Here is a 22957-nt window from a genome sequence, read left to right on the forward strand (position 1 = left end):
AAATGAAAAACCTTTATTTGTTTAAAATTTCTGACAAATTTTAAGAAATTGGAATCTGATAATTTAAAAACAGAATTCTATAAGCGCAAAAAAATCAAAAATCCCAACTTTGTTATTCAACATTTTAAACCAATATAAATCAAGCATTTATAACTTATAATTTTTAAAATTCAGAAATCATGGGAGATCATAAAGACCTTATAGAAGAATTGGCTGTTAACAAAATAAAAGACCTGGCAGAAAACATCAAAACCTGTATGTTCTGCACTTACAACAGCGACAGGCTGCAGTCAAGACCAATGTCTGTCCAGAAAGTAGACGATCTGGGCCGAATCTGGTTCTTATCTGACCGCAACAGCAGCCAGAATGCCGAAATTACTTTAAATCCGCAAGTAGAGCTTTTCTTTTCTGAACCGCACGATAAGTTCCTGACCCTGCACGGTACAGCGACCATCTCTTACGACAGGGAAACCATTAAAGAACTTTACGACCCTATTGTAAAAGTATGGATGCCCGGCGGAGAAGACGATCCTAACTTAAGCGTAATCACATTTACCCCCGAAGATGGTTATTACTGGAACAACAAACACGGTAAAATGGTTGCTATAGCCAAAATGACGGCTGCTTTTGTAACGGGTAAAGTAATGGATGACGGAATTGAAGGAAACCTGCGATTGTAGTTTTTCTGAACTGAATAAACGCCGCTAAATACATTTTTTATCATTTCAACCGAAAGGAGAAATTACAAGCCATGCACAGTTTATATAAAATACAGTGCGTAAAAACGGTATGTGATTTCTCCTTTCGACTGAAATGACAAAGCCAAAATCAATATCATCAGCAGTTAAAAACAAGGAACAATAGTGTTGTTTTTCCATCCTTTTTCGTGGATGAAATCAAGGGCAGTATTTTGATGTTTCTCATTTTAGAAATGAGAAATACGAAGGACAAAATTGTTTTTTGTAACGTATTTTACTAAAATCTCAGCGGTATCTGCGGTTAAAACACTGATTCCTCAAAATACTTTGTTTTTTCTTTCATTTTAGAACTAATAAAAAAACATAAAAACCTGTTTTAAAATAAATTACACAATATAAACAGCATAAATACTTTAAATATAATACAGAGAAAAACATACCCAATCTTTTTTTATGATTTTCAAAGCTTTTAAATTATCCTGACTGGTATTTTTTTTGGCTCATTTTTATCTAAAACAAAAAGATTTAAAACATTTTAAAAAGAAGATTTTTAAAATCTGACTGTCTAAAAAGCATATAAAAGTTTTAATTAATATAAATACACATAAACAACTGGTAATAAACAAACACAATACCCAAACATGTCATCCTGTCAGTATATAAAAATCGTGTTTTATTTCCATTTTCACCCTATTATCTCTCCTCTGAAATTCGATTTTTTCAGATGTAAAGCTGCTGGCAGCCGGGACAGAAAAAACTGCGTCGGTTTTTATTTCCTGTCGGTTTTTTGATAAAGGGTAAATGACATCTTCCGCATTCTTTTTGGGAGTAAGCGAGCCAGTGTTTTTTGAGTTCGGATTTTTTCTTCCAGTACAAAAACTCAAAGCTGAAAATCGAACATTCGGTTATGAGTTCATCGATTTTTTCGGGCGGAATTTTTCCTAACAAAGATTCAGGATGAATAAAGCAGCGGTATAAAACTTCATTTTTAATAATATTCCCTACTCCCGAAAATATATTCTGGTCTAAAACAGCATCACAGACCATTTCCTGAGGAATTTTATCCAGACTGATTTTGGCTTTCTTAGAATTCCAGTTTTCGTTTAAAACATCAACACTCCAGTCGTAATACTGATTTACATCGTCTTCGAGAATCTTTACCGAGCAGGTATAAAAGTTAATTTCTCCGTCTGAAAAACCTAAATGCAACCTTGGTGCGCTGTCTTTTTTATCATTAATCCGGTAAGTTCCAAACATCAACAAATGAATTTTAACCGTAAAACCATTCAAACAAATCAGCAGATGTTTCCCCCATGTCTTAAATAACATTATTTTTTCACCGTTTAAGCGATCGAAATCAATTTTTGAACTTCCTGATGCTTCGGTGATTTTTCTGCCCGTAAAACGCAGTAAATCTTCTTTTAGAATTAATATGGACGGACCTTCGGGCATAACTGCTGTTTTTTTTAAATTATTTCTGATGTAAAATTACACCGGCCGGTATGGGAGACAGTTATACTATTATGCCTTTAAATTATATTCTAAACAGCTGTCAATTATACAATTGCAGCTGAAAATCGTATAAGACAGAATCCTGTATTTGACACTAGCTTTGTAGTTATAAATCACTAAAAATCAACATCATGGATACTACAGATAAAAAAAACAGAACATTTCCAAGAGATCCGCACAACCCGGATACCTCAGACCGAAATAAAGTCATGAACGAGGAATTGTATGATTTAAACACCAGAGAAACACAGGCCAGTCATGCCGAAGATGCCGAAAGGGGTTATACGGTTCGAAACGGCTACAACCCTAACAAACCCAATCCGGCTCAGGAAGCTGGTTTTTACGATGACGATCTGGACGATTTAAGCGATGATTTTCACAAAGACCGTGATCTGGAAGACGATGACGATATTTACATTGTAGAACTCGAAAATGAAGAGGAAATCGACAAAGATTTAGATAACGACGAATTTGACAATCCGTTGGATACTTTTGAAAACGATTTTACCGAAACCGAAGAAGATCTCGAAGATATAGATGACGAAGAGGATTTCGAAGAAGAAGACAACGACTATATCGAAGATGATGTTCAGGAAGACGACGATTATACTGAAGAAGATAAAAGAAAGTAAAAATTACTAAAATTTATCAGGAAACCGCCCGGATTATTTAATGTAGGCGGTTTTTTATTGATACCTAACAGGTGTAAAGCGTAAATATTTTCATTGTTATATTTGTTCCATAAAAACAAACACTTTTTTTTCTAAACTAAAAATACAATGGCCGTAAAAGGAATTCGAATTACCGGAAAACCAGATGAAACTGTATTATCTGTTACGCTAAAAGACCTATTGCAATTTATTGATGATGCAGCTTCTTATCAATGGAAATTGTTATGGATAGATGGAATTGGAAATTACGAAGATTCCCTTTTGGCATTTGAGGACAGGATTAATAAATCTGCTGAAGGTGTAGAGTTTGACTATACTGAATTACTTAAATTATCAGACTCTATGACTCAAATTATAGAATTGACTTTAATAGCAGACCCAAAAACCGAAAACCTGATCAGGTACGGAAACGACATTGACATGTATAGAAATTGTAAATGCGTAATTGAACTAATTGATTCTTCCTACTGGGAAATTATCAGTTCTGATGATAAAGTTTTGGAAAACATTAAACGAAAAATTGGCGGCGGTGGAATTCTTTTTAATGAAATTATATAACACCTATGAAAGCCATAAAAACCAACGAAAATATAACCATTGAATTTACTCCTGAAGAATATCTTGTATTTTTTGACTGGCTGGGAAAATTTAACAACAATACCGATTCTAAATTTGAAGATGAAGCTGAACAAAAGATTTTATGGGATATTGAAGCTTCTTTGGAACCCCTGATTAATGAGGCATTTGAAAACCAATACAATGAAATTATACGAAACGCCAGAAAAAAAATCAATAACCGATACCGCTAGTTATTTGAAAAGCCTGCAAGCCCCGGAGGGGCAAAATATTTACAGAAAGCAATTAACACAGAAATAAAGAGCTCCGGAGGAGCGAAATTTAATAGCATCATGAAAAATATATGCCGCTCCGCCGGAGCTTTTGTATTGGTCACAAATATGATTTCTATAAATATTCAGCTTCTCTGAAGCTAACCTTAAAAACGGTTCACTACGCCAAAGCTTTTCTGTCAGTAACAAAATATGATTTATTTAAATATACCATTTCTCAGAAGCTGATTAAAAAAAACTGTCTGAAAAGTATTGGACAGCCTTGTTTTTCTCTAATCCCCTATTTTCTCCAAAGCCGGAATGTCATCCATTCTTTGTAAACGTTCTACTAATCCGTTTCGTGCTTCGGTTAATTCTATTTCGGCTTTGCCTAATTCTTTGTACCACTCCTCTTTTCCGGTTTTTGAGCTTTCAATTTTTCGCATAATCTCATAAATCTCGCCTTCGGCTTCCATTACTTTTAAGCGTTTGTAATACGTGAGGCTTTCCGTCATATGCGCCAGGGCAATCATTGCGGTTAAAAACGGATGATTGTTGGTTACATTTACATCACGGACTTTTCCATGTTCGAGCTCTACTTTTAAAGCAAAGGCAAATTCTTCCATATTAAAATCGGCATGTTTGCTTTTGGGATTCAGATAAGCTTTTATGGCTTCGACATTGTCCATAGTGGAAAGATCAACATCCGTTTTTTTACTGTTGAGTAAATCTTTGTATACCACATTGGCAATAGCTCTGGCTTCGGCAATGGTTGGATCGTTTTGGGGATTTTCGAAATCACGTTTCGACCAGTCCCAGTTTTTGGGATGTACCGGTTTAATGTATTTTTCACAAAAATCGGTTACATCATTCTTCAGGCTTACCATTTCGTCTTGTCTTTTGATGTAAACGTCCTGATAGGCACCACTTTTAGTTTCCATAATATTCAGAATTGTATTTTTAAAAAGATAAACGACACATATATCATGATAGATGTGCCGTTCTAATTTTGCTGTTTATTTCACCGATATTCCTGTGCTAAACACTTCTTCTTCCGCTGATCAGCGAAATCACAAATAATACTAAGAATATAAAAAATAAAATTTTTGCTATACTAGCGGCTCCGGCAGCAATTCCGCCAAAACCAAATATTCCCGCAATAATTGCCAGAATAATAAATATGACTGTCCAACGTAACATAATAATTGAGTTTTAGTTAATAACGATTTGTTTGTTACTCTTTTTTATGCTTTTTAAAAGAGAAGCACGAACTCTGTTTTTTTTTACACTAAACTAACCTGATAGTTTTCGATTAGTTCCGAAAAAGCGTTTTCGGTAGGCGAAAAATACTTTTTTGTACTCCGGTTCTTTTTTACTTTATCAAAATAGACCTGAATGGATCCGTTTTCATAAGTAGTGACCAGCAGCGGATGAACGTAATAGTTTTTGCAGACGTTTCTGGTATTTCCCAGAGCATCGGCTGTGGCATCATAAGCCAAAACGATGTTCTTTTTGATTTCCTTTTCGTCTGTTGTAACGCCAAGTTCCATGAGGTTTTCAAAAAAGATAACCGAAGCTGCCCAGGTTCTGAAGTCTTTGGCGCTGAAATATTCACCCGAGACCGCATGCAGGTATTCGTTGACCATATGGCTGTCGAGTACCTTTTTTTCGCCGTTTTTATCGTAATACTTAAAAACTTCCCAGCCCGGAATTTCTTCACAGCGGCTTACCAGTTTTATAAGTTGTTTGTTTCTTGTTGTAATCGTATGTTGTTTCCCTTTTTTTCCGATAAACTCAAAACGAAGGGAATTTTTATTGATGTTGATATGTCTTTTGCGCAAAGTCGAAAGTCCGTATGACTTGTTGTCTTTGGCATATTTCTCATTTCCAATCCGGATGTGGGTTTCTTCCATTAAACGGATTACCAGGGCAATGACCTTGTTTTTAGACCACTCTTTCTGTTCTAAATCTTTATCTACCTGTTTGCGTATCGCGGGAAGTTTTTGCCCGAATTCTGCAATTTTATAAAACTTGGTCTGATTGCGAATCTGGTTCCATTTAGGATGATAGCGGTATTGCTTTCTGTTTTTAACATCCAGACCTACCGCCTGCAGATGCCCGTTTGACAAATCGGAGATTTTAACATCGACCCAGGCCGGAGGCAGCACGAGACTGCTGAAACGTTTTAATTCGCTTTTCTGTTTAATACAACGGCCGTTTTTTTTATAGATAAATCCGTCTTCTCCTTCACATCTTTCAATCGGCAGATTTTGATGGTTTACATAAACAAGCTCCAGTTTTTCCAGTACCTTATGAGGCGACTGGATCAATTGTGTCATTAGTTTATGAGTTCTGGCGGTATTCATGGTCGCGATATACTATTTTAACTGCAGTTTGCACAGATCCAAAAAGATTATTCTCAAACATTCATTCATCAACTCAAATCTGATGAACCTGTGCAGACTGCGGTATTTTTAATTGTTTCTTAATGAATGAATCAAACTACTTTTGTTCATGTACGAACGGCCTTTGATTCCTACTCTGCTGGCTTGTTTAAGCAATTCTTCCTTCGTCCATTCTTCATAAGGTTTTGCTTTTCCGCCTTTCACTCCTGCATCGGGCGTATTGGCAATACGTGCCGATTTCTCTTTACTGTAGCCTTTTTTTACTAAGGCCTCATACTGTTCTTCGTTTTTAATTCGTGGATTTGGCATGACTTTAAAATTTAAATTTTACATTCCGAAATCTTGTATACCAAAATTCCTCAAAAAGAAAGATTTTTCTGTTATAGAATTTTGGTTATAACTTTCATAATTAAGATTGGTGTTAGTAATTACGAGTTGGGAGTTGTGAGTTTTGGAACTTGAAACCTGGAATTTGGGATTTGAAATTTGGAGTTTGGAGTTTGGAGTTTCTTATAAACCAAAAATCCCATTCGCGTACGAATGGGATTTTACAGGCATAATCATCTGATTACTTCATTTTTTTGTCTTTACAATATCTATTTTTTCCTTCGTTATCCGATGAATGCAGAAAACATCAAAACCACTTTTGTCTGCATTTACGGTAAGTCGTGAAATATCTTCTTTTTTAATTTTCTTTCCTTTAATAAGTATATCACTGCCAAAATACCCTTCTAACTCCAGTACTAAATTTATCTTATCGATTTTATACTCTATTTTGGTAATTGTGAAATCGGCTTTATTTCTGACCGATGCGGGATTGACTATTTTAATCCATTTTTGATCGAATCCGAGAGAGAATCCTAACTGATTAAGGTCTATTCTTCCCTTTCCTGCTGCGTTTTCTTTATCAATAAATTCATCAAAAGTAACCGGAAACGAGGCAAATTTCTCTCTCAAACCAACATTGAACCTTAAAAAAACTCCCGATTTTAAAAAATTATATTCCCGTACAGAAGTGGGTACAATATTAAAACTATAAAATGATGCCCGATTACCTATAGAAGTTTGTACATTCTTTACGTAAAGCGTTTCGCTGACTACTTTTAGTTCTTTTCTGAAATAATCAAGTTCAGGACTAAAAAACGATTCATCAGGATCGTTCAAAAACAAACTTGTAAATCCGGGATGATACACTATTTGCGCAGAAACGGTAAAATTTAAAAGAAGAACAAAGGAAACAAGAAGTTTTTTCATTTTTGCTTTATCTCTATTTCTATTACATTTTTAACAAAAAAACCTTTTATATTGCTCGTTAAGATATCCTGAATTGCTTTTTCAGATTTATAAACAGTCTTAACATCTTTAGTTTCAAATTCAACTCTTTTAACAGCATTTGCAAATTCATAAATGTCTTTTCCTGACCACACTCCTATTCCAAAGCCAATATTGGCAGCAGAATCCTTCTTTATATTAAAAATTACAGAATCTTTAATCGCAGCACGCTCAAGCCTGTAATTTTTATGACTGGGTTTTAAAATAATTTTCACCACAGCCTCTGAATCAGTTTTATTAACAAAGTTTAGTTCTTGTCCCGGATCACAGCTGGTCAAAGTAAAAATTAAAAATGCCAATGGCAGCAGCTTTAAAAGACTTTTCATGTTATTTATAATATTCATAAAATTGATTTCTAAATATTTCATTGGGATCATATTTCTTTTTCAATTCAAAAAAAGAATCAGTCTGCGGATATACTTTTCGCATTTTTTCCCTGTCGATATGCAGTCGATACGGCAGATAAAATGTTCCTTTGTTTTTAATCGCCGCATCAGCCAATTTATTCGTCAGAAGCTTCATTTCGCTTTCTTCTTTTTCTGTTTTCTTCTGATTAAAAAGAAACACAAAACCAAATACATTCTCCCTGGCATAGTTCATATAGGTATCCTCATCTTTATTTACGGCGCGGATCGTAATGTTTAGCAGGTCCAGCTTTGACTCTAGTAAAATAATTTTTATATCCTTTAGATACTGATTAAAATACTTTTCCGGTATGAAATATTCCTGCAGCAGATCGGTCGAATTTGGGTCTTTATTTTCAATTAAAGAAACATGGTCGTTCAACAATTCATTTCGTGAAAAAATATCATGTCTGGTTACTTTGTTCATGCCGTATTCTAAATCCCAGCGAAGTCTCTTTCCATATTCACTTCTTACTGAACTTCTAAAAACCAGACGCTTTATTTCTTCATTCTTTTCATTCTGCTTTTTTATTGGCAGCGGTTTTTCGTCAACTTCTTCAAAAAAGTTGATCGTGGCTTCTTCCAAAAATTCCTGATTAGCAATTTTCAACCTGCCAAAAACCAGATTTACCTTAGGATTATCAGATATTAATTTTTTATAATAAGGAACATAATTTTCCGGACTTAAACGAAAGTATTTATATTGTAAAGCTTTGTTATCTGTAACTTTGAGCTTTACATCCAAAATAATCCCAAAAAGGCCGTAACCTCCCAATACAATTTTGAATAATTCGGGATTTTCAGTCCGGCTGCAATTTACAATTTCACCTTTGTAATTCATTAGTGTAAAAGAAATAACTGAGGATGAAACCGGAGGGGAATTTTTCTGCCAGCCATGACCGTTGACACTGATTGAACCACCTACCGAAAAAGAACTAAAAGCCTGCATGACGCTAATTGATTTTCCATGCTCATCCAAATATTCCAGAGCATCCTCCCAGAGTGCACCGGAACCAATAGTTAAAGTATTATTTACTGTGTCCAGTTCCATATGATTGTAGGGAAGCATGTTTAATACAATTCCATTAGGATAAATCGTATGTCCGCCCATACTATGCTGTGCACCCGCAATAGAGATTTTTAGTCCTTTTTCCTGCGCCCGTTTTAGAATAACCTGAAGCTGTTTTTCTATTTCTGTTTTTTCTTTTGGGACCTTAATAATAGTATCAACTTTAGTCAGATTCGATTCACTGGCATCATTTGAATAGCCTTTAGGAGTCTCTTGTTTTTGATCTGTTTCGTTAATTTTGATTTTTAAAACATGAATTACTGGTATAGCGGCCATCACTATAATTATAAAAATTACCAGAAACACTATTTGCTTTTTTTTCATACCAGTAAGATTATTTACTTTATTATAAACTGTAATATTCTTTAAACTTAATAGTCGTAAGTACTTTTGTAAACTCTTCCCCGGTTTTCTCTTTTAAATTTCTGCCATAAAATGACATTCCGGTTTTGTTTTCAGAATCTTCCTTAGGACTTAAATTATCTATATAACCATTTCCTGTCAATTTTGAGAAACTGGTATTTCAAAACTATTAAAAATACCAGCTGTTTCATATTTATTTAAATTATCAGCTCCAGCTCATATTAATATGTACCATATTCCCCGTAATCCTGACCCTTCCGCCGTAAGCGCCATTTTCTCCATGAATTTCATAGGTAAGGGTTCCGTTTTTTACTGTTATTTTACTGTTCTGAAATCCTTTGCTCTTTGCGATCCATTTTCTTATTTCGGTTTCAGAGCTGGTAAATTCAATAATAAACTGTCTTGTAAACATACTGCCCCGTTTTTCCATATGGATAACATGGGCATCGTCCGGTAATTTGTCCAATGCTCCCCAATACAGGGCTGCTGCAATGGCTTCGTCTTTCTGCCAGGGCATAACAAACGAAGAAAAGAAATTGATGTAAAGACAAAATACTCCTAAAAACAATATCCCAAAAACGATCTTAATTTTTCTCATTACGCAATTAATCGCATTTTACTTTTTTCAAATCCTGTAATTTTTCATCGTATTTATAACAAACCTGTTTTATAAGAACCATTTTATTATTGACTACTTTATATTCGGCCTTTATAATACTGGTACCGGCGCAGCACTGATTATGCTCGTGAATTCTTTTGGTTTTACTGTCAAAATCTAAAGAAGTACCACTGAAACTGCTTTCAAAATACTTTCCTGTTTTGGGATTGTACAAAAAATATAAACTGGTCGTATTGGGTCCTGCAGCACTGGCTTCAAAAACAGAAAAATCAGGTATTCCGTCAAAATTATAATCGTCGATACTAATATTGTTAACACTCATAAGCTGACAATCAATATCTAATTTCTGAAGCAACTTATCAGTTCTCTTTTCCATGATTTTTACTCCCGATACTCTGGCATAAAAACTTCCTTTATCCTTTGATATAATAAGTTTAAAGTATTTGTCTTTAAAAGAAACGGGCTGCAGAATTTCTCTTTCCTTCCACTCTAATTTTTCTCCGTACCCAATTTCAAATGTTTTAGACAAAGTAACTGTAAGTTCTTTACCTGAATTCAGGTCTTTCCATGTTCCTTTTAACTGACTGTTTTTAGCATTATAATCAGGGAATGTAAGTACAGCACTAGCTTTATCGTTTTTATCTTTCTCGGTAAAAACCATGGTGCCATTGGTAAGTTTAGCACTTAAAACAATGGGAGTATCAAAATTAGTATACGCATAAACTGCCGAACCAACGCCATCAGAATAAACGTCGCTTACCAGTTCTATCGGATATTTATCGATAAATCCGGTATAACTGATTTGAGCTGATGCAAAAGCATACATCAGAAAGAACAATCCCGTAATTTTTTGTTTCATACCGTTATCTTAAGTTTAAAAATCTACTGCGGTGTTTAAATCATCTAAGATAAGCTGTACCAAATGAAAGAAACAAAATTCCGCTCAAAAAAATCAGAAAATAGACAAACTTCCTGATATCTTCAAAACTTCTTCCTTCCTTTAAAATTAGTCCGGAGAAGCTTTTAGAAACTGCCATTAAAACAGAAGTAATAAAAACTAACCCCAGCGCAATGTTTATTCCAATTCCGAAATGAAAATTTTGAGCATCAGGGTTCATAAAAACCGGAACAAAAGCGGATAAGATTAAGATGTTCCAAATTATAAAAAACAAAACAACCACTGACTTTTTTATTGGAAATCCTCCCTGCTCCTGCCTTCTTATGATTTCAATATCTTTCTCAGTAAGAGTATTGTTTATATTGTTGAGAAAACCGGTTTTTTCAATTTCCTGTAAAACTGTTTTGGGATCTTTAAAGGTCCAGAATATTACTTCGGATTTATAGTTTTCTATTCTGTGTCTTACTTTAATACCATTCCCTATTAAAGGGAGCGAATAATAGGGTTTTAATTCAATAATATCCTCAGTCCGAAAAACCAAATTCCCCACTACGGAAGCATTGATCTTTAAAACATCTTTATCAACATACAAATCTGCAAAAGGATAACTCGCATTGGCGTTTCCAATTCTGGCTCCTCCGGTGAGGGTGAATTTTTCGGTCATGATATTTCGCTTTTTTAAGCTAATATAAAAACTATTTCTAATCCAGAATGAAAATTATAATGTCCAAATCATATAACAATCGTTTAGAATCCTGTAAGACATTCTTACAACTCCCTCATTAACTTTACATTATAACATTTAACCCATATAATCATGAAAAAGATACTATTAGCCGGTAAAGCCATTTTAGGAGCAGGACTTATTATTATATTCCTGAATTCATGTAAAAATGAAACCAAACAGGAAGACCCGAAAGAAGTTGCAGAAGATGCCAATGAGGCTAAATTTGATTCTATTGATAATAAAGAAGATGATTCAGAATTTTTGGTAGATCAGGCCGAAATTAATCTGGCCGAAATTGAAATCGGGAAACTGGCACAGCAGAAAGGAACCAATGCCGAAGTGAAAAAATTTGGAAAAATGCTCGTTGATGAACATACCAAATCGGCATCTGAAGTGAGTGCCCTGGCTAAATCTAAAAACTATACGCTTCCCACTTCACTCACCGAAGAAGGACAGGAAGAGTTTAAAAAATTAAACGAGAAATCGGGTCACGATTTTGATAAGAAATTTGCTGATATGATGATTGAAGGACATGAGAAAGCTATTAAAAAGCTTCAGGAAGCAGCAAAAGATGCCTCTGATGAAGATGTAAAACTCTGGGCAGCCAACAATATCGCAGGTTTAACAGCACATCTGGAACATGCTAAACTGCTGAAACAAAATCTTGACAAAAAATAAAATAAATTTAATTGGTTATTATTTATTTTTAGGAAACCCCTTAAGAGTTGAATTGCTTAAGGGGTTTTGTTTTTTTTTAGGGACAAAGGTACAAAGTAGCAAAGGCACAAAGGTGTAGAGGCTGTTGAACTTTGTACCTCTGTACCTCTGTACCTTTGTTACTCTAAGCCTGTCTACTGTAATGAAGCCATATCAATTACAAAACGGTATTTGATATCCCCTTTTAATAATCTTTCGTAAGCGTCGTTTACATCGTTTACTCCAATTAATTCAATATCGGCTGTGATGTTGTGTTCTGCACAAAAATCAAGCATTTCCTGAGTTTCGGCAATTCCGCCAATAGCAGAACCCGCAAAACTTCTTCTGCCTAAAATCAGACTGAATGAGGTTACCGGCAGCGGATCCATTGGAGCCCCTACCAAAGCTAAAGTTCCGTCTACTTTTAAAAGGCTTAAATAGGAATCAATATTATGTTCTGCTGATACGCAGTCTAATATAAAATTCAGGCTTTTGGCATGTTTTGCCATTTGTTCTGAGTCTGTAGATAAAACCACCTCATCGGCTCCCAAACGTTTTGCATCTTCGGTTTTAGATAAATTGGTCGTAAAAACCACTACATGAGCTCCCATAGCTTTTGCTAATTTGATTCCCATATGGCCCAGACCTCCAATACCAACGATACCTACTTTTTGGCCAGGTCCTACTTTCCAGTGTCTTAACGGAGAGTACGTTGTAATTCCGGCACACAATAAAGGCGCTACTCCTGCAAGATCTAATTTATCTGAGATATGAAGTACAAAACTTTCATCTACGACAATACTCTGAGAATATCCTCCAAAAGTCTGTCCGCCTAAATGTTTATCCGGAGAGTTGAAGGTTAAAATATTTCCTTCGTCACAGTATTGCTCCAAACCTTCTTTGCACTGCTCGCATTCTCTGCAGGAATCTACCATACAGCCTACTCCTGCCAGTTCACCTACTTTAAAATTTTTAACGTGCTCTCCTACTTTTATTACTCTTCCCACGATTTCATGTCCGGGAACAATCGGGTAAATCGTACCATGCCATTCGTTTCTGGCAGAATGCAGATCAGAGTGACAGATTCCGCAGTATAAAATTTCGATTTCCACATCGTGTGCCTGTACGGCTCTTCTTTTAATATCTAATGTTTTTAATGGTGCTTCGGCCGCTTCTGTACCAAAGGCTTTTATACTCTTTGCTTCCATAATGTTTTTTTAAGTTTTGTTTCAGGTTTCAGATTTCATTAGTTAAACCCGACAGGTTTCTAAACCTGTCGGGTTTTCTAAAGTCCATTTTGTAATTTCATATTTAGTAGTGATCCTGTAAAATTGAGGATTTGGAATTTGGAATTTGGGATTTGGAATTTGGGATTTAAAAAAATTGATTTTAACCATTTATCCCAAAATAGTCCTCATCGCTTACGCTTTCCAGCCAGATTCCGTGGCCTTTGTCTATATCGGTTATAATGGTAATGTATGAAAATTTACTAAACGGGGTGGCACCATACCAATGCTCGATACCCGGTAAAATGGTCACTACTTCATCTTTATGAAGCATTCTGATGGCGCTTCCTCTTTCCTGATAATAGCCAATTCCATCTCTGGCAATCAACATTTGCAGACCTGCATTTATATGCCAGTTACTTCTTGCGCAGGGCTCAAAAGTCACTTCCTTGGTCACCGTGTTTTCAGGATGAATACTACTGGTTTGCTTTTTATAGGAAACGTCACCCGTCATATAGGTATTGGAGACTTTTCCTTCTTCGATAACGGCTGAATAATTTGTCGACATAAATTTACTTATTTTTGAGATTGATTTTACTTAAAACTGTTATACTCTTCATCAGTGACAGGTTCGAGCCAGTCTACAATTCCTTTTTCGGTACGGGTACTGATGGCGATATGGGTAAATTCGGTATCCGGAGAGGCACCATGCCAGTGTCTGACTTCGGGCTGAATGATAACAACATCTCCGGGCTGAAGCATCTGAATGGGTTTTCCGGCTTCCTGATAATATCCGGTTCCTTTGGTTACTATTAAAATTTGTCCGCCCGGATGGGTATGCCAGTAATTACGGGCACCAGCTTCAAAAACAACATTCCCAACAGCGGTATTTAAAACCTCATCATTAGGAACGAGCATCTTAACCCAGGCCTTTCCGGTAAAATAGTCTGAAGGAGCTGAATCTCCTTTAGGAAAAATGGTGTCAATATATTGACTATCCAGAGTTTTCATATTTTTTTATTTAGGAATTATCAGAAACAGAAAACTAAACTGAAAGCCAGAATGCGCTTTATGAAGTATGCATTTAGTCTGTTGAGAACTGATAAAATGATTAATGAATTATTTCAAGGCAAAAGTAGAACAGAAACAGCTGCCGGAAATAACAATAATCAAACAAAAAATTATGAAAATGAAACAATTTTACATTCGGAGTGATTTTGGAACGGTTCCGGTAAGTCTTTTAAAGTAATTATTAAAATAACTTGGATATTCAAAACCTAAAGAGTACCCAATATCCGAAATACTCCAGTCTGTATGCTGCAGTAAGGCTTTTGCTTCGTTTATGATTCTATCTGTAATATGAGCGGTAGTTGGTCTTCCCGTAATCTCTTTTACCGAGCGGTTTAAGTGGTTAACATGTACCGCCAGATTCTGTGCATAATCCTGCGGTGTTTTTAAAGCCAGCGGTTCATTTTTGGTTTCTATTGGAAACTGTCTTTCCAGTAATTCTAAAAATAAAGAGGTTATTCTGGCGGAAGCATTCCTGTGTTTAAAGAAATTTTCTGACGGCTGCATCTTCATTGATTCATGAATAATCAAATTGATATAATTACGCATTAAATCATCTTTAAAAACATAATCCGTCTCCTGCTCTTCAATCATTTTTTTGAACAGAGAATCAATAAATACCTTTTGTTCCGGAGTTAAAGAAAATATCGGTGTACCGCCAATTTTAAACAACGGTGATTCGTGAAGGGTTTCGGAACGGTCTTTTACCCTTAAAAATTCTTCTGTAAACACACAGGCATATCCTTCATATTCAGGAGAAACTATTTCCCAGGAATAAGGAATGACCGGATTTCCAAAAAACAAAATAGTGCCGTCTGTTTCAATACCACGATCGGCATAATGAATATAGCTTTTGCTGGTATTGATACATATTTTGTAAAAATCCCTGCGGTTATAGGTCGGAATTTTGCTTACATCACCATTTACTTCATATACTTTAAAGCCTTTCAGCTTTAAATCAGAAGTATTAAAATCACAAGACTGTGTATCGATTTGATTTTCCATGCTGCAAAGTTATGAAAATCAAACAAAAATTAAGAAAATGTTTTTTGTTTCCCGGTTCAGGTTGAAAATTAAACATGAAAAACGAAAGCCTCTCGGAATTATAGATTTTCATAAGTAAAACCGACCGTTTTTAGAAACCTGTCAGGTTTGGTTTTGGTGAAGCCTATAACGGTAAAATAAAAAAACATCAAAAAACATTGCATTATTATACCAATCGGTATATATTTGCATTGTTATTTTCATTCAACCATGAGTAAAGCACAGAGAACCAAACAGTTTATAATCGAAAAGACGGCTCATATTTTTAATATGAAGGGTTACAGCGGTACGTCTATAAGCGATATCACTGAGGCAACCAGCTTAACAAAAGGAAGTATTTACGGCAATTTTGAAAATAAAGATGAACTGGCCATGGCTGCTTTTAAGTTTAATGTCAAAAAACTTCACGATACTTTTATTAAAGAAATTGAAAAGGAAAACACTTTTAAAGGAAAACTATTGGTTTATCCGCGTCTCTATTCAGAATATTACGATTTAAGACTTACTCAGGGCGGCTGCCCAATTTTGAATACCGCCGTTGAAGCAGATGATACACATCCGGTTCTTAGAAAAAGAGTAGAACGTGTGATTTTATCCTGGAAACAGCAGTTGGTCTTTTTTATTGAAGAGGGAATCAAAAATGGTGAATTTAAAGCTGCTTCTATAGATCCTGAGAAAACAGCACTAACCATGATTGCCCTTATTGAAGGCGCTGTTATGATTGCTAAAATTACAGGAAACTTATCCAGCCTGTCTGACATTATGCTTACGCTGACCAAAATCATCGAAGACCTGGAGTAATTTTTTTTAACAAAAATAATACCGATTGGTATAAAAAAATTCTAACACTAAACAAAAATGGGAACAAAAACAAGATTACAAGTATTGCAGGATCACATCAACGGGGAATTTACTGCTTCACCATCGCCTTTTATGCTCTGGATGAGACCCATAGTGCTTGCTGCTGAAGAAGGTACGGTAACGTTTCAGTATTTAATCAGGGAAGAAATGTCTAATCCCATTAAAAGTTTACACGGAGGTGTAACGGCTGCTATTGCTGATGACTGTATTGGCGCTACTATGTTTTCTCTGAACGAAGAAAGTTTTTATACCACCATAAATCTGGTTGTTGATTATTTTGCCCCGGCACATGTTGGCGATACCATAATAGCCAAAACGTCCATTATAAAAAAGGGAAGACAAATGGTAAACGCACAATGTGAAATCTGGAATGCTAACGAAACAAGACTTATAGCCAGGGCAACTTCCAATCTGTTCAAAACTAATGTGGTTAAAAAGGTTCTTTCTTAACCTTTTTAACCTTTTTTTTAAAATAAAATATACCGATTGGTATAAAAAATATGACTTCACTAAACCGAAAACTGCTGATTTTTACAGTCATTCTGGCTGCCATTATGGAACTTATAGACATTTCTATTGTAAATGTTGCCCTTTCGCATATGAGCGGAAACCTTGGCGCTACGCTCGAAGACACTTCCTGGGTCATTACGGCTTATGCGATTGCCAATGTGATTATCATTCCCATCACCAGCTTTTTAAGTGCTAATCTCGGTCGGCGTAATTACTATATCGGCTCTGTAATTCTGTTTACTTTCTGTTCTTTTATGTGCGGTCATTCTTCCAATATCTGGATGCTGGTATTCTTCAGGTTTTTTCAGGGAATCGGAGGCGGTGCTTTACTGTCTATTTCGCAAGTGGTGGTATTTGAGCTTTTCCCCAAAGACCAGCAGTCAACAGCCGGTGCTTTATTTGGTGCAGGGATTTTCATAGGACCTACTATCGGACCTACACTGGGCGGATATATCACGGAAAATTATGACTGGCCGTGGATTTTTTTAATCAATATCCCTATCGGAATATTAGTTACGATCTCCTGTTATTTTCTTTTACAGGAACCACCCGTAAAACCAGAAAAAGCCAAAGTTGACTGGACCGGCATCGGACTTCTCGCTATAGGTGTCGGGGCTTTACAAACCGTACTGGAAAGAGGCGAAGTCGAAGACTGGTTTGAAACAAGATATATAATAGTATTGACTTTTATTGCTGCTTCTGCCCTTTTACTCTTTATTTACTGGGAATTAACGATAGAAAAACCGGTTGTAAACCTTCGGGTACTTAAAAGTAAATCCCTGAGTATTGCGGCCATACTTACTTTTGTAACAGGATTTGGTATGTTTATTTCCATATACATTAGTCCGGTTGTAGCACAAAGGCTTTTGAGTTTCTCTCCTTATCAGACAGGTTTACTTTTACTTCCCGGAGCTTTATTTGCGCTCTTTGCCTTAAAAATATGCGGAACACTGCTTCAAAAAGGAGTCTCTCCGGTTATTATAATTGCAGCGGGTTTTATACTTTTTATATATTTTAACTGGCGAATGTCCGGAATGACTTTAAACACCAGCGCTTTTGAAATTTCATCATCGCTTATTTTTCGTGCATTAGGAATGGCCCTGCTCACGGTTCCGCTTACGATGCTGGCTGTTTCTTCACTTGACGATAAAGATGTGGGACAAGGCGCAGCGCTTAACAATATGATGCGGCAGTTGGGAGGTTCTTTTGGAGTTTCGATTATCAACACCTATATCTCACACCGGTTTGCGGCACACCGAAAAGAGCTGATTGCGGACATTACACCTTATAATACCCTTGCTATGGACCGTATAAATGCTTATATAAAGTACTTTCAGTACAAAGGTTTTGCTTATAATGAAGCCCGTTTAAAAGCATTAAAACTTATGGAAAACGTAGTTATGAAACAATCTTCTTTATTAAGCTACCGGGATGCTTTCTTTTTCGTTGGATTGTTTTTTGCTGCCACATTACCCCTTCTCTTACTGGTCATGAACAAATCCAAAAAGCCTAAAACAGATATGATCCTTTCTGATCATTAAATTGTTTTTAACTAAAACAAAATTACCACTTAGGTATCTGGTATTTAGCAGGTATTTGTATTTATAAATAAACCCGACAGGTTTTAAAAACCTGTCGGGTTATTATTAGTATCGCAAGCAGGAACTATTTCTTTAAAATCCCTGTTTTTAATCCTTTTGAAGAGGCTGACAGTACGATTTCGGTTTCAGTATCTTCTTTTTGAATAATAATCTGGGCATATCCGTTAAAAAGTTTTCTTTTCCAGGTTTCAGCTGGTGTAATTATCTGGATAATTCCCGGATCTGTATTCATTACATCCCAGTCTTTTATCTTTTGTAAAGGAGTTACGGCTATATGAATCGTATTTTTTCCTTGTTTTAATACGGCCGGATTCAGCATGTATTTTTGAGCATCACCAGTATCTGGCTCAACTTTAATTCCATTGACAAAAACGACAGCTTCTGTTCCTATTTTTTTATAGAAGAAACTAACTTTATCTGCAGCTGACTTTTGCTGTAAATCAAATTCTCCTTTGTAAATATAAGACGGTGCCTGTTTTTTATAATCGCGATCCTTAAACGCTTCAGTCCATTCTGTTTCCTTATAATCCGGCAATTGCTGAGGCAAAACGGCTGTTTCAACTTTCTGCTCTTTAAAATTAACAATTGGAACCAACGCTATTTCATCCAGAAACTGGTCTTTCTCTAACGAAGTAGGATCTCCGTTTCCTACTCCCAAAATCTTCCCTCCTTTTACAGAAAAAGTAATTTCATCATTGGCTGTGGGAACATGAAGTCCGTTTTTATCCATAACTTCAACCGTAACCACCGTTACTTTTGAATTGGAAGGATTTTCTCTGTCGGCTGATAATTGTATTGTTTCTCCTTTTCCGGTTGTTTTTCTGGTTTCGGTCAATACTTTTTTGCCATTTTTATAGCCAATAGCTTCCAAAGTCCCCGGTACATAACCCACTTTCCATTCCAGGTGGCCGTTTTGCTGCATTTTCTTTCTTCCGAGACTCTTTTTATTTAAGAAAAGCTCAACTTCATCACAATTAGAATAAGCCCGGACATCCATTTCTTTACCTTCCATTCCATTCCAGTTCCAATGTGGCAGTAGATGTAAAACAGGTTCTTTTCCCCACCATGATTTTAAATAAAACACATTGTCTTTCGGGAAACCACATACATCCATCATTCCAAAATAAGACGTTACCGAAGGCCAGCCATAAGGCGTTGGTTCACCGCGATAGTCAAAACCGGTCCAGATAAACATTCCGGCCAGATATGGCCTTTCAGCATAAAACTTCCAGCCTTCTTCTATACTGTAAAAACTCGGGCGAGGTTTCTTATCATAAGCGCTTTGGTAATGTTTAGCATCATCTGTAAAATAAATTCCCCTTGTCGCAAAAGTAGAACCTTCCTCTGTTCCCATTCCGGGCTGGCTTTTAAACTGGTTTCTGTGAGCATCGATATCTCCATTTCCGAGATAATTATACCCCATAATTTCTGCTACAGAAGAAATACCACTTTTAAATCCGCTGCTGATTCCGACTGTTACAGGTCTTGTCGGATCAATACTTTTAGCAAAATCCTGCATCACATTCGTCACACGTTCGCCCACAATATTGCCTTCAATATTCCATTCTTCATTTCCAACAGACCAGCAGAAAATACTCGGATGGTTTCGGTCACGCTCCATCATTCGTTTCAAATCATTCAGATGATACTCATTGATTCCCATCAAACGGGTTTCGTCGATAACCAGCATTCCCAATTCATCACAGGCTTTCAGTAATTCAGGTGTCGGCGGATGATGTGAGCAGCGATAGGCATTGGAGCCCATTCCTTTTAGCTTTTTTATTCGGTAATACTGAATTTCATCCGGCAGAGCGGTTCCAATTCCGGCATGATCCTGATGATTATTGGTTCCTTTCAGTTTTAAGGGTTTTCCGTTCAGGAAAAAGCCGTTTTCCGGATCAAACTTAATCGTTCTGATTCCAAAAGTGGTTTCATACTGATCGATTACTTTTCCGTTTTGCTTTATCTGAGTAATCAGACGATACAAATTAGGTGAATCTATATCCCATAAAAGTGGATTTTTTACCTTTAGTTTAGCAGTATATTCAGCCGTTTCATAAAATCCCGGAACCTTTACACTTTCAGAAACAGCAACAGCTTCTCTGCCCGCTGTATCCTGAATAGTCTGTACTAACTCAACTGTACCAGCATACTTCCCTTTATTTTCAAGATTGACTTTCGCCGTAATCTCTGCTTCTTTATCTTTAAGTTCTGAAGTGACATAAGTCCCGTTCCTTTTTACATGAACCGGATTGGTTTTCTGCAGATATACATGTCTGTAGATTCCCGCACCTTCATAAAACCAGCCTTCTTCCATCGAAGCATCGGCACGCACGACTATCGTATTTTCTGCACCATAATTAACATAGGCCGTTACATCATATTCAAATCCGTTATAACCGCTTTGTTCTGTTCCGAGATAATAGCCGTTAAAAAATACTTTTGAGTTTCTAAAAACCCCGTCAAACTTTAAACTGATGATTTTTCCATGATCGGTTTCCGGAATACTGATTTTTTTTCGGTACCAGCCGATACTCTTTTCAGGAAAACCTTTTCCGGCTGCTTTAAATCCGTGGCTGAAACTTCCTTTTTCGCTAAACGGCTCTTCTACCGCCCAGTCATGTGGTAAATCCAGTTTCCGCCAGGCACGGTCATCAAAATCCCGGGCTGCCGGACCGTCTCCGAATCCTGTTTTGGTCAGATACGAAAAATAACCTTCTGCATGTCCGAAATCCTTAGCCGTATCATATAAATGACCAAACGAAAAACGCCAGCCTTTATCGATTAAAATCAGTTCTCTGTCTGATGTATTCTGGGCAAAAGTCCCGTAAGAAATCAAAAAACTAAAACACAAAAGGGCTCTTTTCAGGGAAATTATTTTCATAAAAATGCGGTTAAGGGAAGGTTAGTTTTGGTTAAACGATAAAATTATACTTTAAAAACGATTTTACTTAATAGTATTTTATCAAAAACATAAACAATAACCTTTGATTTGTAAGCATAAAATGACTATCAAAAATTTAGAATCATTCTATTGGGTTATCCTTCCCAAAATAAATCTGATTTGATGTAATTTTATATAAAAATTTAAAAAACAGAGATTATTATGAGTGTTATTAAAGATGAAAAAAAGCTTCTTAGCACCATTAAACGTATCGATGAAAAAATCGATAAGAATAATGATCAAAAGATAGTTGCCTTTTTTGAATCTCTTGGATTAACAGAAAGAGAGGATGTGCCCAAAAATTTTCTGGATTGGGATACGATTCTTATAGTCGTACCTGACCGCCACATTTCGCATGAATTAAAGTATTACAAATTCTCTATATCAAGACTTTTCTTTGTAACCAATCCATATGCGGATAAGATTCATATTTATGATTTTAACGAATGGAAAAGTGTTACTCAAAATAAAACACAGTTTCAGATCAGGGAAATGATGAAAACGAACTTTGGCGGTGTCCGAAAACCAAATGCAGCAAACGAGTAATTCTAAAACAAAACAAAGCCTATTTCTACTGATTTAGGCTTTGTTATTTAATTTCAAAAATTCTGATAAATTTTTGTTCTAATTTTTTCCTCTTCCTTTCTTCTTTCCATCTTGAATAGAAAATGACAATCAGTAGAAACAAACTCACAATTGTAGCGGCCCGTCTAAGTCCTCTTCCAAAAAAAAGAAAAAATATATTAATAAATAATAGAAAAACTACTGGAGAGAATTTTATCCAAAGCAACTGAAACTTACTATTTTCTTCAACAACATAATTCACGTTAACCCTGTTATCAATGTTTTTATAATTTCCTCTTACAATAAAAACTGTAGGAGATGCTGCTGAATTTATAGTTAACCTAAAACTTTTATCATCAAAAAATCCATAAAAGGGTTTTGCTCCTCCAAATATGGGAAATAGTCTAAAGTGACTTAAGTTGACTTTTAAAGAACCAATTTCGATATTATTTTGCAATCTGATACGGAAATCTGACAGAGAAAGATTTGAATCCATTAAAAATTAAATTCGTTTAATAAGTTCTTTTACTCTTACAAAAACATAGTCAGCTTTTAAATCATAAACAACCATATCAAAATCCTGGCTTCCTGGTTCAAAATAACCTTCTTTTTTAGTATCAGAATATGCTTTTTTAAAATACTGATCTCTTTTCTTCAGCCAATCTAATTGTTCTTTTTTCAATTTAGACTGCTGGTCTTTACTCAATTTTAATCTTAACTTTTTGTATACAACATTAAGCAGACTATCTGATTGATAGTAAAATTCAATGGAACAATTTCTCATTGCAATTCCCGTATCTAAACAGCTTTGATGTGCTGATTCTAATTTACTTACCGTTTTTAAGGTTTGAGCTTTGCAGCTAAAAGAAAGTAAAACGACAAATAAAAATATTGATTTTAGAGCCATAAATCTTTAAA

At 35.7% G+C, this 22957-nt stretch carries 28 protein-coding genes; 9 read left to right on the forward strand and 19 right to left on the reverse strand.

Annotated elements, in window-relative coordinates; genetic code table 11:
* Positions 1–179 precede the first annotated feature (179 nt).
* Positions 180–680, forward strand: a complete 501-nt coding sequence (locus ACODST_RS13395; RefSeq protein WP_488932618.1) for a pyridoxamine 5'-phosphate oxidase family protein — start codon at positions 180–182, stop codon at positions 678–680.
* A 738-nt stretch (positions 681–1418) separates the two neighbouring features.
* Here the strand turns inward: ACODST_RS13395 and ACODST_RS13400 are convergent.
* Positions 1419–2150: a DNA-formamidopyrimidine glycosylase family protein gene (locus tag ACODST_RS13400; protein WP_488932619.1), complete on the reverse strand. Its 732-nt coding sequence runs from the start codon at positions 2148–2150 to the stop codon at positions 1419–1421.
* 191 nt (positions 2151–2341) lie between these two features.
* Between ACODST_RS13400 and ACODST_RS13405 the strand changes: the two genes are divergently transcribed.
* From ACODST_RS13405 to ACODST_RS13415, 3 genes are all read left to right on the forward strand, one after another.
* Positions 2342–2842 (forward strand): hypothetical protein, encoded by a 501-nt coding sequence (locus tag ACODST_RS13405; RefSeq protein ID WP_488932620.1) that lies wholly within the window; start codon positions 2342–2344, stop codon positions 2840–2842.
* Positions 2843–2989: 147 nt separating this feature from the next.
* Positions 2990–3439 (forward strand): hypothetical protein, encoded by a 450-nt coding sequence (locus tag ACODST_RS13410; protein WP_488932621.1) that lies wholly within the window; start codon positions 2990–2992, stop codon positions 3437–3439.
* Between the two features lie 5 nt (positions 3440–3444).
* Positions 3445–3690 (forward strand): hypothetical protein, encoded by a 246-nt coding sequence (locus tag ACODST_RS13415; protein WP_488932622.1) that lies wholly within the window; start codon positions 3445–3447, stop codon positions 3688–3690.
* A 311-nt stretch (positions 3691–4001) separates the two neighbouring features.
* On the opposite strand, the gene ACODST_RS13420 is transcribed toward ACODST_RS13415, so the two are convergent.
* From ACODST_RS13420 to ACODST_RS13470, 11 genes are all read right to left on the reverse strand, one after another.
* Positions 4002–4649, reverse strand: a complete 648-nt coding sequence (locus ACODST_RS13420) for a DUF5661 family protein (RefSeq protein ID WP_488932623.1) — start codon at positions 4647–4649, stop codon at positions 4002–4004.
* 97 nt (positions 4650–4746) lie between these two features.
* The gene (locus ACODST_RS13425) at positions 4747–4908 is read right to left on the reverse strand and encodes a DUF1328 family protein (RefSeq protein WP_488932624.1); all 162 of its coding nucleotides are present in this window, start codon (positions 4906–4908) and stop codon (positions 4747–4749) included.
* Between the two features lie 83 nt (positions 4909–4991).
* On the reverse strand, positions 4992–6074 hold the full coding sequence (locus tag ACODST_RS13430) for a DNA topoisomerase IB (RefSeq protein WP_488932625.1): 1083 nt from the start codon (positions 6072–6074) through the stop codon (positions 4992–4994).
* 108 nt (positions 6075–6182) lie between these two features.
* Positions 6183–6422: a DUF7218 family protein gene (locus ACODST_RS13435; RefSeq protein WP_488932626.1), complete on the reverse strand. Its 240-nt coding sequence runs from the start codon at positions 6420–6422 to the stop codon at positions 6183–6185.
* A 264-nt stretch (positions 6423–6686) separates the two neighbouring features.
* Positions 6687–7367, reverse strand: a complete 681-nt coding sequence (locus tag ACODST_RS13440; RefSeq protein WP_488932627.1) for a hypothetical protein — start codon at positions 7365–7367, stop codon at positions 6687–6689.
* Complete coding sequence (locus ACODST_RS13445) at positions 7364–7789, reverse strand: hypothetical protein (RefSeq protein ID WP_488932628.1); 426 nt, start codon at positions 7787–7789, stop codon at positions 7364–7366. Before ACODST_RS13445 ends, ACODST_RS13440 begins: the two co-directional genes overlap by 4 nt.
* Positions 7773–9242 carry an FAD-binding oxidoreductase gene (locus ACODST_RS13450; RefSeq protein WP_488932629.1) on the reverse strand — a complete coding sequence of 490 codons (1470 nt, stop codon included), beginning with the start codon at positions 9240–9242 and terminating at the stop codon, positions 7773–7775. The genes ACODST_RS13445 and ACODST_RS13450 overlap by 17 nt, the downstream gene beginning before the upstream one ends.
* A gap of 22 nt (positions 9243–9264) precedes the next feature.
* Positions 9265–9423, reverse strand: coding sequence for a hypothetical protein (locus ACODST_RS13455; protein WP_488932630.1), 159 nt, complete (start codon positions 9421–9423; stop codon positions 9265–9267).
* A 63-nt stretch (positions 9424–9486) separates the two neighbouring features.
* Positions 9487–9879, reverse strand: a complete 393-nt coding sequence (locus ACODST_RS13460; protein ID WP_488932631.1) for a hypothetical protein — start codon at positions 9877–9879, stop codon at positions 9487–9489.
* Positions 9880–9886: 7 nt separating this feature from the next.
* Positions 9887–10759, reverse strand: coding sequence for an XAC2610-related protein (locus ACODST_RS13465; protein WP_488932632.1), 873 nt, complete (start codon positions 10757–10759; stop codon positions 9887–9889).
* Positions 10760–10799: 40 nt separating this feature from the next.
* Positions 10800–11462, reverse strand: a complete 663-nt coding sequence (locus ACODST_RS13470) for a hypothetical protein (protein WP_488932633.1) — start codon at positions 11460–11462, stop codon at positions 10800–10802.
* Between the two features lie 153 nt (positions 11463–11615).
* Here ACODST_RS13470 and ACODST_RS13475 point away from each other — a divergent pair, with 153 nt between their 5' ends.
* Positions 11616–12203, forward strand: coding sequence for a DUF4142 domain-containing protein (locus ACODST_RS13475; RefSeq protein WP_488932634.1), 588 nt, complete (start codon positions 11616–11618; stop codon positions 12201–12203).
* Between the two features lie 173 nt (positions 12204–12376).
* Here ACODST_RS13475 and ACODST_RS13480 read toward each other — a convergent pair whose 3' ends face one another.
* The 4 genes from ACODST_RS13480 to ACODST_RS13495 form a co-directional block, all read right to left on the reverse strand.
* Positions 12377–13429 (reverse strand): NAD(P)-dependent alcohol dehydrogenase, encoded by a 1053-nt coding sequence (locus tag ACODST_RS13480; protein WP_488932635.1) that lies wholly within the window; start codon positions 13427–13429, stop codon positions 12377–12379.
* 181 nt (positions 13430–13610) lie between these two features.
* A complete protein-coding gene (locus tag ACODST_RS13485) occupies positions 13611–14015 on the reverse strand; it encodes a cupin domain-containing protein (RefSeq protein ID WP_488932636.1) in 405 nt (134 codons plus the stop codon).
* A gap of 26 nt (positions 14016–14041) precedes the next feature.
* Positions 14042–14458: a (R)-mandelonitrile lyase gene (locus ACODST_RS13490; protein ID WP_488932637.1), complete on the reverse strand. Its 417-nt coding sequence runs from the start codon at positions 14456–14458 to the stop codon at positions 14042–14044.
* Between the two features lie 189 nt (positions 14459–14647).
* Positions 14648–15520, reverse strand: a complete 873-nt coding sequence (locus ACODST_RS13495) for a helix-turn-helix domain-containing protein (protein WP_488932638.1) — start codon at positions 15518–15520, stop codon at positions 14648–14650.
* A 249-nt stretch (positions 15521–15769) separates the two neighbouring features.
* On the opposite strand from ACODST_RS13495, the gene ACODST_RS13500 reads away from it, so the two are divergent.
* The 3 genes from ACODST_RS13500 to ACODST_RS13510 are packed head-to-tail and all read left to right on the forward strand — an operon-like array spanning position 15770 to position 18471.
* Positions 15770–16360 (forward strand): TetR/AcrR family transcriptional regulator, encoded by a 591-nt coding sequence (locus ACODST_RS13500; RefSeq protein WP_488932639.1) that lies wholly within the window; start codon positions 15770–15772, stop codon positions 16358–16360.
* Positions 16361–16417: 57 nt separating this feature from the next.
* Complete coding sequence (locus ACODST_RS13505) at positions 16418–16870, forward strand: PaaI family thioesterase (RefSeq protein WP_488932640.1); 453 nt, start codon at positions 16418–16420, stop codon at positions 16868–16870.
* A gap of 50 nt (positions 16871–16920) precedes the next feature.
* Positions 16921–18471, forward strand: coding sequence for a DHA2 family efflux MFS transporter permease subunit (locus ACODST_RS13510; RefSeq protein ID WP_488932641.1), 1551 nt, complete (start codon positions 16921–16923; stop codon positions 18469–18471).
* 124 nt (positions 18472–18595) lie between these two features.
* Here the strand turns inward: ACODST_RS13510 and galA are convergent, their stop codons facing one another.
* Positions 18596–21415 carry a beta-galactosidase GalA gene (gene galA, locus ACODST_RS13515; protein WP_488932642.1) on the reverse strand — a complete coding sequence of 940 codons (2820 nt, stop codon included), beginning with the start codon at positions 21413–21415 and terminating at the stop codon, positions 18596–18598.
* 222 nt (positions 21416–21637) lie between these two features.
* Here galA and ACODST_RS13520 point away from each other — a divergent pair, with 222 nt between their 5' ends.
* Complete coding sequence (locus ACODST_RS13520) at positions 21638–22021, forward strand: hypothetical protein (protein WP_488932643.1); 384 nt, start codon at positions 21638–21640, stop codon at positions 22019–22021.
* A gap of 43 nt (positions 22022–22064) precedes the next feature.
* On the opposite strand, the gene ACODST_RS13525 is transcribed toward ACODST_RS13520, so the two are convergent.
* Positions 22065–22535 carry a hypothetical protein gene (locus tag ACODST_RS13525; RefSeq protein WP_488932644.1) on the reverse strand — a complete coding sequence of 157 codons (471 nt, stop codon included), beginning with the start codon at positions 22533–22535 and terminating at the stop codon, positions 22065–22067.
* A gap of 6 nt (positions 22536–22541) precedes the next feature.
* On the reverse strand, positions 22542–22946 hold the full coding sequence (locus tag ACODST_RS13530; RefSeq protein WP_488932645.1) for a lysozyme inhibitor LprI family protein: 405 nt from the start codon (positions 22944–22946) through the stop codon (positions 22542–22544).
* Between the last annotated feature and the right edge of the window lie 11 nt (positions 22947–22957).

Source organism: Flavobacterium sp. FG19 (genome assembly GCF_057809475.1).

Bases quoted from the DNA above. Each gene is read 5' to 3' on its own strand.
- ACODST_RS13395 (WP_488932618.1), top strand. From the start codon at position 180: ATGGGAGATCATAAAGACCTTATAGAAGAATTGGCTGTTAACAAAATA.
- ACODST_RS13400 (WP_488932619.1), bottom strand. From the start codon at position 2,150: ATGCCCGAAGGTCCGTCCATATTAATTCTAAAAGAAGATTTACTGCGT.
- ACODST_RS13405 (WP_488932620.1), top strand. From the start codon at position 2,342: ATGGATACTACAGATAAAAAAAACAGAACATTTCCAAGAGATCCGCAC.
- ACODST_RS13410 (WP_488932621.1), top strand. From the start codon at position 2,990: ATGGCCGTAAAAGGAATTCGAATTACCGGAAAACCAGATGAAACTGTA.
- ACODST_RS13415 (WP_488932622.1), top strand. From the start codon at position 3,445: ATGAAAGCCATAAAAACCAACGAAAATATAACCATTGAATTTACTCCT.
- ACODST_RS13420 (WP_488932623.1), bottom strand. From the start codon at position 4,649: ATGGAAACTAAAAGTGGTGCCTATCAGGACGTTTACATCAAAAGACAA.
- ACODST_RS13425 (WP_488932624.1), bottom strand. From the start codon at position 4,908: ATGTTACGTTGGACAGTCATATTTATTATTCTGGCAATTATTGCGGGA.
- ACODST_RS13430 (WP_488932625.1), bottom strand. From the start codon at position 6,074: ATGAATACCGCCAGAACTCATAAACTAATGACACAATTGATCCAGTCG.
- ACODST_RS13435 (WP_488932626.1), bottom strand. From the start codon at position 6,422: ATGCCAAATCCACGAATTAAAAACGAAGAACAGTATGAGGCCTTAGTA.
- ACODST_RS13440 (WP_488932627.1), bottom strand. From the start codon at position 7,367: ATGAAAAAACTTCTTGTTTCCTTTGTTCTTCTTTTAAATTTTACCGTT.
- ACODST_RS13445 (WP_488932628.1), bottom strand. From the start codon at position 7,789: ATGAATATTATAAATAACATGAAAAGTCTTTTAAAGCTGCTGCCATTG.
- ACODST_RS13450 (WP_488932629.1), bottom strand. From the start codon at position 9,242: ATGAAAAAAAAGCAAATAGTGTTTCTGGTAATTTTTATAATTATAGTG.
- ACODST_RS13460 (WP_488932631.1), bottom strand. From the start codon at position 9,879: ATGAGAAAAATTAAGATCGTTTTTGGGATATTGTTTTTAGGAGTATTT.
- ACODST_RS13465 (WP_488932632.1), bottom strand. From the start codon at position 10,759: ATGAAACAAAAAATTACGGGATTGTTCTTTCTGATGTATGCTTTTGCA.
- ACODST_RS13470 (WP_488932633.1), bottom strand. From the start codon at position 11,462: ATGACCGAAAAATTCACCCTCACCGGAGGAGCCAGAATTGGAAACGCC.
- ACODST_RS13475 (WP_488932634.1), top strand. From the start codon at position 11,616: ATGAAAAAGATACTATTAGCCGGTAAAGCCATTTTAGGAGCAGGACTT.
- ACODST_RS13480 (WP_488932635.1), bottom strand. From the start codon at position 13,429: ATGGAAGCAAAGAGTATAAAAGCCTTTGGTACAGAAGCGGCCGAAGCA.
- ACODST_RS13485 (WP_488932636.1), bottom strand. From the start codon at position 14,015: ATGTCGACAAATTATTCAGCCGTTATCGAAGAAGGAAAAGTCTCCAAT.
- ACODST_RS13490 (WP_488932637.1), bottom strand. From the start codon at position 14,458: ATGAAAACTCTGGATAGTCAATATATTGACACCATTTTTCCTAAAGGA.
- ACODST_RS13495 (WP_488932638.1), bottom strand. From the start codon at position 15,520: ATGGAAAATCAAATCGATACACAGTCTTGTGATTTTAATACTTCTGAT.
- ACODST_RS13500 (WP_488932639.1), top strand. From the start codon at position 15,770: ATGAGTAAAGCACAGAGAACCAAACAGTTTATAATCGAAAAGACGGCT.
- ACODST_RS13505 (WP_488932640.1), top strand. From the start codon at position 16,418: ATGGGAACAAAAACAAGATTACAAGTATTGCAGGATCACATCAACGGG.
- ACODST_RS13510 (WP_488932641.1), top strand. From the start codon at position 16,921: ATGACTTCACTAAACCGAAAACTGCTGATTTTTACAGTCATTCTGGCT.
- galA (WP_488932642.1), bottom strand. From the start codon at position 21,415: ATGAAAATAATTTCCCTGAAAAGAGCCCTTTTGTGTTTTAGTTTTTTG.
- ACODST_RS13520 (WP_488932643.1), top strand. From the start codon at position 21,638: ATGAGTGTTATTAAAGATGAAAAAAAGCTTCTTAGCACCATTAAACGT.
- ACODST_RS13525 (WP_488932644.1), bottom strand. From the start codon at position 22,535: ATGGATTCAAATCTTTCTCTGTCAGATTTCCGTATCAGATTGCAAAAT.
- ACODST_RS13530 (WP_488932645.1), bottom strand. From the start codon at position 22,946: ATGGCTCTAAAATCAATATTTTTATTTGTCGTTTTACTTTCTTTTAGC.